The sequence below is a fragment of the Pyrinomonadaceae bacterium genome (assembly GCA_036277115.1).
Lineage (GTDB): Bacteria > Acidobacteriota > Blastocatellia > Pyrinomonadales > Pyrinomonadaceae > UBA11740.
The window spans coordinates 77627-93844 of sequence record DASUNM010000005.1 but is presented as its reverse complement, the minus strand read 5'-3'; the positions used below and the strand labels follow the sequence as shown (position 1 = coordinate 93844).

Below are 16218 nucleotides of genomic sequence, written 5' to 3'. Positions count from 1 at the left end.
CCGCCGAGTTGCTGTCAACTTGAGGCCTCGTTATGCTGATGCGGTGCGTACCAGTTCGAAACATCCCGCATCATTCAGCGCACGTCTTCGCTTGGCCAGAGAGCGGTTTCGAGAACTTTTACTGCAAAACGCACCTGAAGCCGAATGGCAGGCACTCTTCACTGAACACCCGTACGTACTTTCCCGTAGCCTCCCTCTCCGTCTTTCTCCTACGGACATAGTTCCCCTAGGCCGGCCAGGACAGAGCGAAGCTGACTTCATCTTCTACCAACGCAGCAAAGCCCTCATCACTGGATACGGGGTTATCGAGCTTAAACGTCCTGATTCCCGGGTGCTAACATCGCCGCGCAACGATATCGTTATTCTTACCCGAGAAGCGGACACTGCCATCCGACAGGCCAGCCACTATGCCCGAGCGTTAAAGCTCCCTGAGCGCGCGATTTTCCTCGGCGCATCTCAGCACCTATTCGTGATTATGGGTTTGTCTTCACACCTTACCAAGACTATCAGCTCCGAGTTTGTGCGTAATCAAACCGGTGGACTCGTACCTATGGGTTGTCAGATCCTACCTTACGACGAACTCTTGCGTCGCTTCGAATCTTCGATTCCTGACAGGCTGCTCGTTTTGGCGCCACTCATTCCACAGTCAAGCACCGCCGGCGTTTCGCCCGGAGATGGCCGTACCGAAGGCCTAACGAACCTCTTAGATACTATTAGAGACTCCGGCACCCACTTAGAATCGCTGCTTGATTACGCTACGCGACGGGCACGCCAATTGGCGCGAGATTTCGGCGACGAAACCGTGGATTATGAGAGCATTTCACAGGAAGCATTACTGCTGGTCCTGCAGAGCCAGACAAAGATCCCTGATGAAAGGGGCCTATTAGATAGAGTCATCGCTAGGGAGATTCGTGACGCTAGGCGGCACAGCCCGCATGAACGGTCCCACGTTCCACTCGAAGTCCTGTCCGAAGGCAGAACGTTTGGTGACTATATAGACTTATCGATTTTTGGTGAGTTTGAACGGCAACAGAAATCAGTCGACCTGTGGGACGCTGTCGGTCGTCTTCCTTCTGACCTAGCACATATAGTACAACTGGTGGTTCTTGGTGGATTTGATGTCCGAGAAATCGCGCAGATACTTGACCTGAGTCCTCGAAACGTGCGGCGAAAGTACGAGCAGGCTATCGTTCAACTAAACGCACTTCTTCGTGCCGGCCGTGACGGATACTAAGCGCAAGCACCCGCTTGTGGCGAAACATAATCGATTTCAGCTGAGGCAAGTGCCACTCCGCAAGCATTGTGGTCGTTTCTGGGAATCCTTTTCACTGCTCGTAGCTTGAGGTGGCTCACAATTGCGTAGGCGTGCAGCGGGAGCAGCAACTTTCGGACAGCCAACACTAACGCTGGGCATCACGCAGAAGACTTCAACTTCATAAGATTGCAAACTTTTGGAGGTGGCGGACTATCGGGACTTCTTAACCGTTGGGATTTTACTAGGCAGTTCCATTTCGTCGTCAATAATCGCCTCAAGGAACTCGCCACGCCCCGCGCTCGATACTGCTCGCGCGTAAGCTAATAACACATCTAGCGTTGGCTCTAAGATCCCGCGCTCATATTTCGAAATGTAATCGCGTTCAATCTTGTTCTCTAGTCCGAGGCGTCTAATTAATTCACCTTGAGACAGTCCGAGCTGGGTCCGAATGTGCAGTAGTTTTTCAGCCAGTCTAGCCGGTTTGCGTCGCTTAGACTTGGGTCGCGAACGACTTTTTCTTGTCCCTGCCATCTCAGGATTCCCTCCTGAGAAAGCAGTCTCGGTTTATCGGACCTAAATCCTTGCCTTTAGGGATGTACGTCCCTAGAATACGCCCAAAAGAACGTTCTGCCGCGTTTTCGAGCCTCTGGCTCTTAGCGACAGCCTCCATTGGTAGAGGTGCCGAAGAACGTCATTTTGGTTCGAACGATCAGTTTTCAAAGAAGACAGGCCTTAAAGATATCAAAAGTTCAGTTTCGTCGATAGGGCTGTCTGCACCAAGCGATGTCTACAAAGGACCATAACGAGACGTTAGTTGGGATCCACTTACTGATCGGTAGTGTCTTTGTTCTCGGCTTGATTGGGGCACCGTGGATCATCGCTCGAAATTTTAGACACGTGGAGCAGATTCCGCTCGCGATGTTCATCTTCGGAACAGTTTTCCTGGTAGCGGCTCTGATGTTTTCGACAGCCATTGCGATGCGCCGCCAAAAACCAATTGGCCGAAAATTGGGTCTCTTCGCAGCCGGCGTTCTAATAGTCCTCTTCTGGCCGGCCGGCGTATACAGCTGGTGGTTCTTCCATAGCGATGGAGCTAAGCGGATCTACGGTGTTCAGAAAGGGTAGTCGCATCCCGGACTCATGTCAGAAACGAAGAAAGCAATTACGATCGCGCCTTCTTTTTCTATTGATGCCGTAGCTGAATTGATTTGTGTGCATCGGTCAACGGTCGAGAGACTTCTTGAGAGTCGGAGACTCGGCTTTTACCAAATCGGTCGCCGCCGCGTAATTGGACAAATACACTTGGACCAGTACTTAGCTCAGGTTGAGCGGGAGGCGAGAACAGACAGCGAGCGCCGATAATCTCTTCAAGTGCCGTCGTAATGGCAATGACTTTAATCAAACGAAAAACCCGGATAAGCGCCAAGCGGGTAGCCGAAATCATTGGGTGCTCCGAAAAGACTGTGTATAACCGCGGCGCCGGCACTGACGAACTCACGCGCATTCGCAATGGTCGGCGCCAGGTACGGTTTATCCTTGAAGAAGTAATTGCACTCGCCGAAAGGCAGGAGAAGGAAGCGCAGAGGCCGATCGCTCGTCGCTGACTCATGAACCGAAGAGCGATGAAACCAATGCCAGCTTTTAGTTCTAAGAAGGGAGGGTGTTCGAACAACAAGACATCTCCGTAATATCAACACCAAGAGATAAAACACGCTTTGCGCCGAGTGAACCATGGAAACGAACACTTCTAACCAACTGCAGATTAACCCGAATCTTGAGCTCAAGCGGGCGAAGTACACCATTGAAGATGTACAGCAGCTCTGTGGCGGCATCTCCCGGTCTACGGTCATGCGTGAGATCCGACGTAAACGATTGGCCTGTTACCGCGCACGTCGAACGTTGCGCTTCTCCGAAGAACACATCACGAAATATTTGGAGAGAGTTGAGCAAGGGGTAAGATGAAGATGCGCGTTCCTTTCATATTGTTTGACCTTCCCAAGTCATAATCTTTACGGCCCGTGCAACCAAAAGGCCCTACACTCCCCCTTCCAACGGATTCTACGTCATCAAACGATGTGATTGCTCCTACCCGCACTGCGGTCTGGTAGAGCATGTCACGAGAGAGCGGTCAGCCACATACTTCCCACAATTGCGGACAGTCAACTTGACACTTCCCATTTTTCACGCGGCAGCGTAGGATACTTCAAAATGTATGCTTTTTGAAGTCTCAGCTTTACGGGAGTTGTTGTGACAAAAGAATCAACGCTTTACGAGATGTTAGTTGAGGACACGCTTGAGGCGAGACACGGTTTACGTTTTCTCAAAGGCTACGGCGAACGCGGCGCAGTGATTTACAACGAGGCGCATGTTGCCGCACGGGACGGCTCAGTCCATCCAGACTTCGCTCCCTATTATGAAGGGCAACTGCTTTTTTATTTGCATCAGACTATGTTTCTGAAGTTGGCCAGTGACTGCGGATTGGAGTCGTGGGTAGATCGGTGTGAACAGAACGGGTTTCCGAGCGCGGTCGTAAAAATGGGACGTTTTCATTTTACAAATCATCACGGAGCGAGTCCTTCCGAAGTGAAGTGTCTGAATCCATCGTTAATGCGGGCGCAAAACTCGAACATCAACATGTCGCTGCTGCAAGGCAATCTGTTCGAACCGCCATTCGACAATAACAAGCTGCGCAAGGCCAACAACATCTACGGGAATTTCATTCATGGTTGTCGCGGAACGGGAAATACGTTCACGGCTGACGGGTTTATGCAGATTGCGTTTCCGTGCGTGGCGGATGTGGAGAACACCGAGGACGCGCAAAAGAAGTTGCGATATGTCGAGCGTTACAGTCTGTACAGCCTGATCAATCACGTAACGACCTGCCAGAACGAACGTCGACGTATCGCGCTGCCAAAGGTGCGCATTATTAGTCCGAAGATCAAAAAGCAACAGTAGTCATTTCGGGGAGAACAAAGTTGACCATTGGTGTAAGTGGATTTGTCGGCGAACGGCTGACGGAAGCAAGAGAAGCCAGGGGAATCATGACTAAGTCTGCACTTGCGGACTTACTCGATCTCAGCGTTAAAGCTGTGAGTCATTATGAAAGCAATGCAATGAAGCCCCGTCATGAGATGGTCATGCGAATGGCAGAGCAACTGAAAGTTAAGGAATCCTTTTTCTTTATTCCGATCCCTCGCAAGATTAGCAATCCGGTGTTTTGGCGTTCGCGACATGCCGCTACGAAGACGAGTCGCATCACTGCAGAGCGCAAACTAAATTGGGCAAAGTGGATCGCTGACGAATATCTAAAGCAGTTTCTTGAATTGCCTCCCGTGAATCTTCCAACACGAGAGGAACTTGCGATCCCTGACGATCCGTTTTTACTCACGGATCGTGACGTTGAAGAGATCACGCTGAAGCTTAGGCGGTTTTGGGGATTAGGTATGCTGCCTATCGACGATCTGACTCGCGAATTAGAGAACAACGGGATCTTGGTGACTTATGGCGATCTCGCATCTGGCAGGCTAGATGCCTTTTCAAACGTTTCTGAATTTGACAAGTCTTTTCATATCTTTTTGGGGACTGACGATAGCACGGCCGTGCGTTCGCGTTTGGATGCCGCTCATGAACTTGGACATTTGATTTTGCATTCGCACCTTAGCAAGAAGTACTTGGAAGATAAGGACAAGACGAAAAAACACTCTCTAGTTGAGCATCAAGCGTTTCGATTCGCTTCGGCTTTTCTGATGCCTGCCGATTCTTTCCGTGCTGATGTGTGGATGACATCCCTAGAGGCGTTGTTATCGCTGAAGGAACGATGGAAGGTCTCGGTCAAAGCGATGATTATGCGGTGTAGCCAGCTGGGAATGATTGACGAAGATCAAACGCGGAGACTCTATATCTACTATAACCGCCGATGGAAACACGCCGAACCGAAAGATGACATTATGCCTTTCGAAAGCCCGCGTCTGATGAAAGACTGCTTTGACATGATCATAGACGCAAACATTAAGACGAAAGCAGAAATACTGCATGAGCTACCTTACAAGCAGCGCGACATAGAAAAGCTTATGAACCTCCCGGAGGGATACTTCGATCCTAATTTCGGCAATGTTAGGCATCTTCCCACCTTGAAGCTAGTTGCACAGCCGACAAACGCCGAGAGGGGCGCAAACGTTGTCGATTTCGAGCCAAAGAAACCAGCCTAGTCAGGGGGAACGACTGTATGGATAGAACAACGCAAAGAAAACGCGGCGGGTATAAGCGATCACAAATCAAGAAACCGCTAGTCAAAACACCTTCTCTACATTCTTATGCGATAACGCCAGAATTATTAGTGAGTCTGCCGCCGCTGTCGCAAATCGAACCGACAAATCCACTTACGTTTCAGTTCGGCCCCGTCGTGCCTCCTCCGCAACCGCAGAAGTCGCTTGGCGATCTAATTTCAGAACTGATCTGGGAAATGGCTAAAGCTGCGTGGAAGCAAACCAATCCGGCTTCTTACAATTTCAACCAGGTGATGTTTGAATTAGCACCCTATTGGCCGCCTGAGAGCCGCTGGATGCTAGGTGTTGGCGCCGTTGGGAGCGCGGTCTATGGTCTTGGGCAAGTTGCGGATCGCATTGACAAAGCCATTGACTGGGATCGTAATCGACGTTGAGTGTGCTTATAGAGGTTTACTAAGAGCGGCTGACTGCGCTGGCACGGGCGCGTGGGTCCAAGATTCCTGATGAGTAAGCTCGGCTAAGTTTTTCCAACGAGCCTTATCGGCTTTTGGATGGACAGACTCACAGTTAGCCAATGGGTCTTCTCGAAAAACTCCCGGCGCATATTAAAAGAAACCGCTCGAGATCGCACCTTACCGGTAGTCGAAAACCAACATGTGGTCTGATATAGAAACCACAACAGATTTTCTAAATTTTGCGGGTGTCGCTGATACCGTCGCGGAGATAATTGTACAGGCGCGCGGTCGGCCAATTTCGATCGGCGTGTCTGGTGCCTGGGGCTCAGGCAAGTCGTCGATGATAAAACTCACGCGGCAATCCTTAACAAACCGGCATTCAGAAGAAGAGGATCGGGAATTCATTTTCGTTGAGTTCAATGCTTGGCTGTACCAAGGGTACGACGATGCACGAGCAGCGCTGATGGACGTGATTGCCACCAAACTTCAGGAGGAAGCCCATAACCGCGAGCGGGGAGTTGATAAGGCCAAAGACCTTTTGAAGCGGGTTAACTGGCTTCGTGCTGCCAAACTTGTGGGAGGCTCGGCCGTTGCCCTCTCGCTAGGATTACCGCCGGTTGGGCTTCTGGGAGAACTCTGGTCACTTGGGAATAGGGCTATTGGCGCCGGCGTAAATGAGGCGTTGATAAATGAGGGTCAGTCGAAGGTAGGCGAGGTTGCTGCAGCGGGGACAGGACTGCTAAAACCCAAAGCCGAAATCTCGCCCCCAAAAGAGATCCAGGCACTTCGAGACACTTTTGAAGAAACGTTGGACGAGCTTGGAGTGACTCTCGTGGTGTTGATTGATGATCTTGATCGATGCTTACCACCCACGACAATTGCGACGCTGGAAGCGATCCGTCTTTTTCTGTTTCTGCGCAACACCGCATTTGTGATTGCCGCCGACAATGAAATGATCAAGCACGCTGTGCGGCAACACTTTGAAGGAATCAACGATGATGTTCTTGTCACCAACTATTTTGACAAGCTAATCCAAGTTCCAATTAGGGTCCCTCCGCTCGGCACTCAAGAAGTGCGTGCTTACATAATGCTGCTATTCGTTGAAAATAGTGACTTAGCAGACGATATCAAAGAGCAGATTCGTGCCGGCGTGTGCGCACAGTTAAGGCAAACTTGGCAGGGCAAACGCGTGGATCGGGCCTTTATTCAGACGTTACACAACAATCTGCCAGACGAACTTGTCGGAAAATTCGACACCGCGGATCGGCTTGCGCCTATGATGACCACGGCTACAGGCATTATTGGAAATCCGCGCTTGATTAAGCGATTCTTGAATGCCCTTGCCATCCGAATGACTATTTCTAACGCGCAAGGAGTCGGCGTCGATGAGGCTGTCCTGGCTAAAATGCTTTTGTTTGAGCGACTCGGTCGACCCGAAGCGTACGCTGAACTCATAAAGGCTGTGAGCGCAAACGAACAAGGACAACCTCTCTTTTTGGCGGAATGGGAGGAGAAGGCAAACGCTGGTGCAGCGCTGTCGTTAAAGGAACCGTGGAATGATCCATTTGTTCAGGAATGGCTCATCGTCCCGCCCCGTCTGGCAGAGCAGGATCTTCGGGGCGCGCTTTACGTCAGTCGTGAGCATGCTCCACTTATTACGCCTGAAGATCGTCTTTCGTCAGAATCGGTGGAGTTGCTCACCGCGTTACTCCAACATCCAGACATGGCAGAGAGTGTCAAGGACCGATTAGCTCGCGTTCCTCGGGCCGAAATCACGATCATAATGGACCGACTGCTTGATCGCGCGCGCAAAGAACAAGAGTGGGGGGTGCCGCCTATTTTGGAAGCTTGTCTAGTTGTGTCACAGGCGGATCCACCACAGGGTGCTCGGCTAGCAGCATTCTTGCGGGATCGACCACCGGCACAGATCCAACCGAACATTGTGCCAAAGATAGGTGACGAAACCTGGGCAGAGACCGTCTTCAGCGCGTGGCAATCAGCCGCTGTTTCGCGTCCGGTAAAAACGGCAATGCGGCGAAGGAGCGAAAATGGGGACGTCTAGTTCTAGTGGGGGGCCTCCATCTGGCGTGCCCATGGTGCCCCCGTGGGTTCCTGATATCCCGAGCGACGAGACACCCGGCGCTGGCTTACCGCAAGCTCCCGCGCCTACACCTAGCCCAACACCGACAATTGCGCCGCCGAACCGCTTCGGTGGAGCTCGCCGAAACTTGGGAGATTTCGCCCGAAGTGGCGATGCCAACAGTCTGCGGAGAGGAGTCGGTAGTTATGTCCGCTCTGGCTACGGCGGAGCGGGCACCGCTGTTCGACGTTTTGGAGGGGCAGTGTCGACTGCGGGAATGCTTTATGACGCTCTCGCGCTTGATGCAGCGGACCAGCCGGTTACAGCGGGAACTCGAATCGATCCGGTGCTTTTGAGAGGGAAGACTGCAAGAGAAGTCATGGATGCTGTGATTGAAGCTGTTCAGCCGGTAGACGGAACGCAGGATGCGGAAGCAGGCCGAGCAGCAATCGGCGACGCGCTCTCCGAGTTACTTACGCGATTCCCTGAAGCCGATCTTTTGAATCTCAACGATGAGGAGCGAATGTTTGCAGTAGAGCGTTACGTGGCGTTTGATGTATTCCGTCGATTTGACTTAGATCTTGGTAAGACAATTCGTGATAAGGCACCGAGCGCCGCTACTGCACTTTCTCGTCTCAAGCAAGTGCGCGATTATATAAAAGAGACCGTGGCGGCTGCGTTCAGGAGACTGCGCCAAGCCGCCACGGGTGTGACGTCCAGGCGCATGGAGCACCTCGTCCGAGATGCCTTGCGTGCGGCTTTTGATGTTTTTGAGGCGTATGCTTCATGAAACTTATTTGTACTCCCAACACATCCTCATTTCCGAATGAAGATAGTGCTCTTAAAATTTGTCTCTTCGGAAATGCAGACGCATCGCAAAACGGAAGTGTGGGCGCCGCAGTTTTTCGCGAGATCTTTCGTAAGAAGCTTGCGGGTGAGGCACGCGCTTGGGATCTACTCTCACTTGCTCTTTCCGTTGTAACAGCGGATCTTGCGGGCCATCGTTCTCGGACGGAAACGGGGTGGACGCGTGACTTTGAACTCGAAGTAGCCGTTGGTGATCCCGAGTTTTGGAATACTCAGACTGCTACGATCAAGAAAGCGCTGGATTTTTTGACTACCGACCGTTGGAGGATTCACTTCATTGGTGGCGGCGCACGCCCTCCGCAACCCAACGAACCCATTCAACCCGACGAAGATAGCGTCGTCCTATTATCAGGGGGGCTGGACAGCTTGGTAGGCGCGATTGATCTGTCCGCGTCTGGCAAGAAACCATTCGCGGTGAGTCAAACTGTCCGAGGCGACGCAGAAAAACAGGTGAGCTTTGCAAGGAACATAGGTGGAGGGTTGCGACATCTCCAGCTAAACCATAATGCGATTGTGCCGGACCCAGAGGAACCGCCATCGCAGCGGGCACGTTCACTCAATTTCATCGCGTACGGCATCTTTGTAGCGACAACGCTCGCTTCCTACCGTCGCGGAGAAATGGTGACTCTGTATGTTTGTGAGAATGGTTTCATTGCAATCAATCCGCCATTAACAGGTGCTCGTTTAGGGAGTTTGAGCACCCGCACTATGAATCCTGTCTTTCTGCGGCTAGTTCAGAGCCTAATCGACTCTGCCGGACTGAGGGTCCGTATTGAGAATCCGTACCAGCTAATGACTAAGGGTGAAATGCTTAGCGCTTGCGCGAACCAGTCACTGCTAGAGGCCCATGCCTCCTTGTCGACAAGTTGTGGTCGCTTTATGCGGTACGGCTATAAACATTGTGGCCGGTGCATGCCGTGTCAGATTCGACGCGCTGCTTTCCGGGCCTGGGGGTTTACTGATTCGACCGAGTACATATATGAGGATCTCGGAAGAGACGACGCGGATTATGCCGGCTTTGATGATGTCCGCTCGGCAGCTATGGCCATTGCTGAAGTTGAATCGATAGGTCTCGACGACTGGCTTGGCGTCACCTTAAGTTCGACATTGCTGGGTGACGTATCTTCGTTGAAAGCAGTAGTGAGTCGCGGACTTGCCGAACTGGCGGCACTCCACCATGCGTACGGTGTTAGATGATCGATCTGCATTGCCATTTAGACCTATACCCAAAGCCACAGCAAGTGGCAGACGAGAGCCAAGCGCGAGGACTCTATGTCTTATCCGTGACCACAGCACCGTCCGCATGGACCGGCACGGTTGCTTTGGCTCGAGATGCCTTGAGGATACAGACCGCGCTTGGGTTGCATCCTCAGCTTGCGCATCAGCGAAAAAGTGAGTTAGCACTGTTCGAACGCCTCTTGCCAGAGACGCGCTATGTTGGCGAGATAGGATTGGACGGGGGACCAGAATACAAGTCTCATTGGAGGGACCAAGTGACAGTTTTCACCCGAATTCTCGAGGCTTGTCGTTCAATAGGTGGCAGGATGCTCTCCATTCACAGTCGGCGAGCTGCTGCCGCTGTACTGGATCGTCTTGAGGAAGTCCCTGGGGCCGGGACTCCCATTTTGCACTGGTTTTCAGGCTCACAACGTGAGCTCTTGCGTGCGATAGACATAGGTTGCTGGTTCACTGTTGGGCCTTCGATGTTAGCTGGCGAGAAGGGGCGGAAACTCGTTGCGAACATGCCGCGCGACCGCGTTCTGACAGAGTCGGACGGCCCTTTTGCGCAGGTTGACGGAAGGCCTGCTTATCCTTGGGATGCGGATCTTGCCGTTACTCGTTTGGTGGAGGTTTGGGACATGCCTAAGCCAGAGATAGAACAGTTGCTGCTTAACAACTTGCGCTCCCTAACTTCGTTCATATGACGATGGTGTGGGCTAGAATGGGCTGCAACCTTTGACCTGCTGAATCAACGTAAAGACCATTCCGTCATGCTGTGTGGGTTTCAGCCGTGCAACCGTGGTTGGCCATCTTCAACGTCGGGCGTCGTAGAACTTGGCTCTCGTTGAGTCAGAGTGCAATTGCCGAGTATTTGTGACGAATATCTCGTTTGATGCTTTCGTCAACTTTTTTCTTGAACTCCAAGAATTCGGCGAAACTTCCGGCGAAGATTCCGGCTTTAAACCACGGCCACGACTCTCCTTGACGTTGTAATTCGTTGTCAGTTATTTCAAACACATAGGGCCGCTGCCTTAGATTCGACTCCCAGAGGTAGCTTCCGTCAGGCGCAACGGCATTTTCCCAAACCTGCTCATGCGCTTGAGCACTGACGAGGGCTAATAGATATTCAAAAAGAAGGAACGTTTCATCATACTCGGCATCCACCCTAATAACTCGCTTCAAAGGCTCGCGCAAAACTGTAAACAGGTGTTTGTTTATCGGCGTATGATGGTTTTCGATTGACTGAACTATTTGCTTATCAAATATGCGATAAGGGTTCAGAACATAGGCTGCAAGTTGACCTTTCCCATAAGTTCTCGTTCGAATCTTTGTTCTCAATAATGAAACCGCCGTCTGCAACCTTTTTCCTGAAACGGCTGCGAGACCTGCCGCGTAAGTTAGCAGCAGCGCCGAATATAACTGCGGTTCCTCACGCGCATTCTTAATCCTTGGTATGTGCCCGACTAGCGTTAGGCCTCGTACAAGTGCCTCAGTTACGGTTGGTTCACCGTCGTTCGCGGCGTGCGTATAGAGACACACTGCTAAGGCTGAGGCGCGTTCGTAAGTCGTCATTAAATGAAGTACACCGTCTTGGGTTTGATCCGTTGCGACTGGCGAAGCATTGATCTCGGCCAAATCTTTTGCCAGTTGCTCCACCGTACTTTCGATTAAGCGGCAAGCCCGTTTAATCGTGTTCGGATCCAATAGGTAATCTTCCAGCTTCGACACCGTGTCGATCTTGTCACCGGAGATTGCGATCGCTGGCTCACTGTCAACAATAGTAGATCTCGCATCTTCAACGGTGTCTGCGAGGTCAGAATCGGGACGTATTTTGATGACCGCTTCAAACGCTGCTCGCAATTCTTCTCCAAACACGGTGGCATTTGCTTGGCGATCTTCCCTTCTTTTCGAAAGTCCTCTCATAACAACTTCTTCAACTAACGGAGGAACACCAAGGTGTGAATCAAAATGTGGTGGGTCATCAAGCTGATGCTGTCGAATAACATCAGGACCCTCAAAAGGAGGACGACCGGTTAACATCTCATACGCTATAGTCGCGAGGCCATAAACATCCGAGCGAGAGTCCAACTCTTCGACGCGGCACTGTTCCGGTGACATATAAACAGGAGTGCCTACGAGAGTGCCTACGTAGGTAATCGCTGGTTGGTTGGGTGAGTTAAATAGTTTCGCTAAACCAAAGTCGAGAACTTTCACTGCTCCTGTTTGCGAGACCATGATGTTATCTGGCTTTATGTCGCGGTGAATGACTCCTTTTTCATGCGCAGCACCTACCGCGGCGCAGATTTGTTTCAGGAGGACATTGGTTGTTTCCAAATCGAGCCGTCTTGCTCTCTGAAGGATCGCCTTTAGAGACTCCCCTTCAGCGAGTTCCATCACAATGAAAAGGCGCGCGTCCGGCTGGGCGGTTTTTCCCAAATCGTGAATGACGATCACATTCGGATGTCTAATACTAGCCGCCATCTTAGCCTCACGCTCGAATCGGAGAATCGCGCTTGCGTCGGACAAATGGCGTTTGTCAATAACTTTAATTGCTATGTCGGTTTCCAATCGAATGTTTCGACCGCGGTAGACTCGACCCATTGCGCCGCTGCCGATTTCTGAGATTATTTGATAAGTGTCCCGCAGAATCGTTCCAATCAGCGAGTCAGTTCCCGTAGCTGATTTATCGGTCGGCATCTTCAAAGTTGCGTCCTCGGTCATGGTCAAACGAAACCCGCATTTGTCACAAAATAGGGCTGACGGTCGCAATGAGTTGTGGCATGCCGAACAAGAGAAGTCGGCGGACTCTTCGCCATTGCGTTCCGTCGCTGCTAGTTCTTGAAGTTTTCTCCTTCCCTTCGCGGTTAAGCCGCCAACGAATACGAAATCAATGTAGGCTCTCCCCGTACTCGTTTCGCGATTTGGTGCACAACTACTGAGATAACCGTCTTCGCCAAGCTCAATTAATTCCTCCGCTTGAGGTTGGAAGGCTTTCTCATCTTCTTCCGACCTGCTGTTTGCCTGAAAGGCTCTCTTGCCGCCCTCTATTTCGCGCAGCAGATTGAGTTGAGTCGCTGTGGGGTTCATTTTTCCGCCATAATACCAAAAACAGTTTCGCAAGTTCACAAATGCCGGGGGTGGGTCGAGCCTGCGATTTTGCGATTCTCGCGTGCGTTCTGACGACGGAAGTCCGAACCGGTTTGTAGTTTCCTTTAGTTTTCTAACAACCGTTAAGCGAGAAAATTGAAAGTTAAGGTATTTCATCCGCACGTATGGCCTTAACGTGCCTGAAATCAAATGGTTGGCGTCACTGTATCCCGCATACAGTTTGCAACGCCCCTCACTGTCTAAATGTAAGTAGTAGGCTCAGATCCAACTGAAAGTAACGGAAGCCTTGAGCCGCAGTTCGACCAGCGATTCGGGTCAGTACCGGGAACGGTAGCGACCGGATCATGAATCAACTTGCGTTTCGAAGTGGATCAATTATTCAACGTTGGGACCTGATCCGGTCGCCGATTCATCAAAGTTCTGACACGGGCGATCTACCGTTTTCGGTGCCTACAGGCGTCATCACCATTTCACGTCATATTTCTTCAGAAGCATTTCCATCTGTTCCCGATTGTCCAGCACCGTCGTAAACAGCGCTTTGTAGTTCTGCTGTCGCTTGAATTTCAAAACGTCGCGCGCGCGACCGGCGCCGATCAGGTCTTCTAGCGCTTGCCATTCGAGCATGATCACGATCAGGTGTATATATGAAGAACCTTCTTTGCCATCGCCGTGTGGCGGCTCGATCCGAAGCTCCGGATACGCCCTTTTCAACTCCTGAATCATTTCGCGCCACTGGCCTCGATGCCGCTCCCCTAAAACCCAGTGAGCCTGTTCGTGCACGTAAATGGAAAGCACGCGGTCGTCGTTGTCGCCAAAGCGGAGATTCAGCGTCAGCACGGGGTAAGAATGGTTGATGGCCGTTTCATCGATGACTATATCGCGGGTAATGGTGTACTTCTTCAGATCGTACTTGGCGGCGAGCCGTCGAATTTGTTCCCGGCGCAGATGTTCACGCTGCGAATTGTGTTGAAGCTTGATGTTCAGATCTGGTGCCTGAGCAAGGACAAGCACGGGCATCAATATCAGCGCAAAGGTAAAGGCCTTGATAGTGTTTCTCTCCGCCATCATGTCGATGCATTTTAGCTGATTGTGATGCGCTGAAAAACAAGAGCCCTCTCTCACGGTCGGGCGACGCCCAGATATAAGCCCCAATTCCAGTCACTCAACAAATCCAATCTGCCGTCAGCTTACGTAATTCATGTGTAGTCGATATCATCTTGCGAGGCGAATCCATGAATAGACGGTTCTTTCTTTCATCTTCAGTTGCGGTCGGCGGGATAGCGTTGTTAACGCAGTTGCCGAGTTGGGCGCGGAGCAGCAATTCTGTAGGAGCCGACCACAATCCGGAATTCAATAGTCCAAATTCAAGTATTCAAGAAAAATCAAAATCAAAAGGAATCAAAAAAGTGATCAAGACAGACGCGGAGTGGAAGGCCCAATTAACGCCGGAGCAGTACAACGTTTTGCGTGAGAAGGGGACTGAGTATGCCGGCACGAGTCCTTATACCGACCTCCACGACAAAGGCACGTTCGAATGCGCCGGATGCGGGTTGCCGCTGTTCAGTTCGGAACAAAAGTTTGATTCGGGCACGGGCTGGCCGAGTTTCTGGGCGCCGATCAAGAAAGAGAACGTGATCGAAGAAGTCGATAAGAGCCTTGGCATGACGCGCACCGAAGTCCTGTGCGCGCAGTGCGACGGCCATCTGGGACACTTGTTTGACGACGGACCAAAGCCGACGGGGCTGCGCTATTGCATGAATGGTGTGGCGCTCAAGTTTGTGAAGGAGTGATAGACGAGGACACCCTTCCTCGCGTGCTCCGAATCTATTTCCGACGCTTGAAATAATACGCCGGATCCGTTGCCGGGCCGGCGACCGAAACCAATTCCCAACCGTTGGCGCCAAGCTTGTCCAGATGTTGTTCGAGGACAAATGCCTCGCGAGCAAACGGGACGTTTGGTTCCTTACGCATGCGCGGGTTGTTAGTCGAGGTTAGGTTGGTTGTGCTCGGGCCGGCGACGGCCAAATATTCCCACTGTTCGGCCGCTGCGTTAGTTTTCGCATTGGCTTCTTCTTGTCCTTTCGTCCTGACCACCGCAAGCACGGCCACGGCCAGTACCAACGACACAGCCACTTTTAAGATACGGATCAATGCTTCGTTCTTTTGACTCATTTGAAGTTCTCCTTTCAATTCCGAGTGCGCTTCTCTTGTCCCTTCTGCGCTTTGAGTCGTTGCCCGCGGCTTATATCACCTCGCTAACTTGAATGGGATCGTGATCCTGGGTGGCGCGCCGAAGCGGCGCTTACCCCAACCTATTTTATTTCATGCCTTCAGCGTGAAGAACCCGCCCGCTCACGCAGGCGGTTCTGACAAGCGGGCAAGATGCCCGCGCTCCCAGGGGGATGTTCGCACTCCCAGCTATATCCTGCCTTTGACATATACCTACTATTAGCGTAGGGTCGTAGTCGAACATAGTTCGAGCTTACTCTGCTCTCAGATCCTCTGGTCACTTTTCCAGTTCAACTGAATTCCACAGCTCATCCCAGTTAGAAAGCCAAGGCTTCTCTCTTCTGGTTCGTGTACACCTTGGCAAATTGGGAAGCGTTTGTAGCTTCTGTTGGTCCCACAGGGGAAAAGGTAAAGAAAAAATGTCTATGAAACTATATGTTGGTAATCTCGCGTTCGAAACGACGGGCGACGATCTGAAAACACTGTTCGCGGAAGCGGGCACGGTCGAAAGCGTCTCGTTGATTGAAGATCGCGAAACTGGTCGCTCACGCGGCTTCGGGTTTGTCGAAATGCAGACCAAAGAAGAAGGTACGGCGGCAGTTGAGAAATTCAACGGCACCGAGTTCGGCGGACGCCCGCTTAAGGTCAATGAGGCCAAGCCGCGCGAAAATCGCACGCAGCGTTACAGCGGCGGCGGCTCGGGCTACTAAGTAGCGGCCACGTAGCGGCCTACCGCTCTCACCAAGCCTCCGGCGTGATTTTATCCGCCGGGGGCTT

15 protein-coding genes are annotated in these 16218 nt (G+C 51.7%); 12 read left to right on the top strand and 3 right to left on the bottom strand.

Annotation, left to right across the window (positions count from 1 at the left end):
* The first annotated feature begins 91 nt into the window (after nt 1-91).
* The 10 genes from VFX97_01570 (at nt 92) to qatC (ending at nt 10080) form a co-directional block, all read left to right on the top strand.
* Nucleotides 92-1234: a sigma-70 family RNA polymerase sigma factor gene (locus VFX97_01570; GenBank protein HEX5701890.1), complete on the top strand. Its 1143-nt coding sequence runs from the start codon at nt 92-94 to the stop codon at nt 1232-1234.
* Between the two features lie 804 nt (nt 1235-2038).
* Nucleotides 2039-2380, top strand: a complete 342-nt coding sequence (locus tag VFX97_01565) for a hypothetical protein (protein HEX5701889.1) — start codon at nt 2039-2041, stop codon at nt 2378-2380.
* Nucleotides 2381-2643: 263 nt separating this feature from the next.
* Nucleotides 2644-2859 carry a hypothetical protein gene (locus tag VFX97_01560; protein HEX5701888.1) on the top strand — a complete coding sequence of 72 codons (216 nt, stop codon included), beginning with the start codon at nt 2644-2646 and terminating at the stop codon, nt 2857-2859.
* 127 nt (nt 2860-2986) lie between these two features.
* On the top strand, nt 2987-3217 hold the full coding sequence (locus VFX97_01555) for a helix-turn-helix domain-containing protein (protein ID HEX5701887.1): 231 nt from the start codon (nt 2987-2989) through the stop codon (nt 3215-3217).
* 285 nt (nt 3218-3502) lie between these two features.
* Nucleotides 3503-4210, top strand: coding sequence for a hypothetical protein (locus VFX97_01550; GenBank protein ID HEX5701886.1), 708 nt, complete (start codon nt 3503-3505; stop codon nt 4208-4210).
* Between the two features lie 20 nt (nt 4211-4230).
* Nucleotides 4231-5463 (top strand): XRE family transcriptional regulator, encoded by a 1233-nt coding sequence (locus VFX97_01545; GenBank protein ID HEX5701885.1) that lies wholly within the window; start codon nt 4231-4233, stop codon nt 5461-5463.
* Nucleotides 5464-5480: 17 nt separating this feature from the next.
* On the top strand, nt 5481-5915 hold the full coding sequence (locus VFX97_01540) for a hypothetical protein (GenBank protein ID HEX5701884.1): 435 nt from the start codon (nt 5481-5483) through the stop codon (nt 5913-5915).
* 220 nt (nt 5916-6135) lie between these two features.
* On the top strand, nt 6136-7998 hold the full coding sequence (locus VFX97_01535; protein HEX5701883.1) for a P-loop NTPase fold protein: 1863 nt from the start codon (nt 6136-6138) through the stop codon (nt 7996-7998).
* Nucleotides 7985-8806, top strand: a complete 822-nt coding sequence (qatB, locus tag VFX97_01530; GenBank protein HEX5701882.1) for a Qat anti-phage system associated protein QatB — start codon at nt 7985-7987, stop codon at nt 8804-8806. The genes VFX97_01535 and qatB overlap by 14 nt, the downstream gene beginning before the upstream one ends.
* Nucleotides 8803-10080 (top strand): Qat anti-phage system QueC-like protein QatC, encoded by a 1278-nt coding sequence (gene qatC, locus VFX97_01525; GenBank protein ID HEX5701881.1) that lies wholly within the window; start codon nt 8803-8805, stop codon nt 10078-10080. Before qatB ends, qatC begins: the two co-directional genes overlap by 4 nt.
* Before the next feature lie 873 nt (nt 10081-10953).
* Here the strand turns inward: qatC and VFX97_01520 are convergent.
* Together VFX97_01520 and VFX97_01515 are read right to left on the bottom strand one after the other, a co-directional pair.
* Complete coding sequence (locus VFX97_01520) at nt 10954-13191, bottom strand: serine/threonine-protein kinase (GenBank protein HEX5701880.1); 2238 nt, start codon at nt 13189-13191, stop codon at nt 10954-10956.
* A gap of 483 nt (nt 13192-13674) precedes the next feature.
* Nucleotides 13675-14280, bottom strand: a complete 606-nt coding sequence (locus VFX97_01515; protein HEX5701879.1) for a hypothetical protein — start codon at nt 14278-14280, stop codon at nt 13675-13677.
* A 338-nt stretch (nt 14281-14618) separates the two neighbouring features.
* On the opposite strand from VFX97_01515, the gene msrB reads away from it, so the two are divergent.
* Nucleotides 14619-15002 (top strand): peptide-methionine (R)-S-oxide reductase MsrB, encoded by a 384-nt coding sequence (msrB, locus tag VFX97_01510; GenBank protein HEX5701878.1) that lies wholly within the window; start codon nt 14619-14621, stop codon nt 15000-15002.
* Between the two features lie 34 nt (nt 15003-15036).
* On the opposite strand, the gene VFX97_01505 is transcribed toward msrB, so the two are convergent.
* A complete protein-coding gene (locus VFX97_01505) occupies nt 15037-15384 on the bottom strand; it encodes a hypothetical protein (protein HEX5701877.1) in 348 nt (115 codons plus the stop codon).
* A 476-nt stretch (nt 15385-15860) separates the two neighbouring features.
* Between VFX97_01505 and VFX97_01500 the strand changes: the two genes are divergently transcribed.
* Nucleotides 15861-16151: an RNA-binding protein gene (locus VFX97_01500; GenBank protein ID HEX5701876.1), complete on the top strand. Its 291-nt coding sequence runs from the start codon at nt 15861-15863 to the stop codon at nt 16149-16151.
* The last annotated feature ends 67 nt before the right edge of the window (nt 16152-16218 follow it).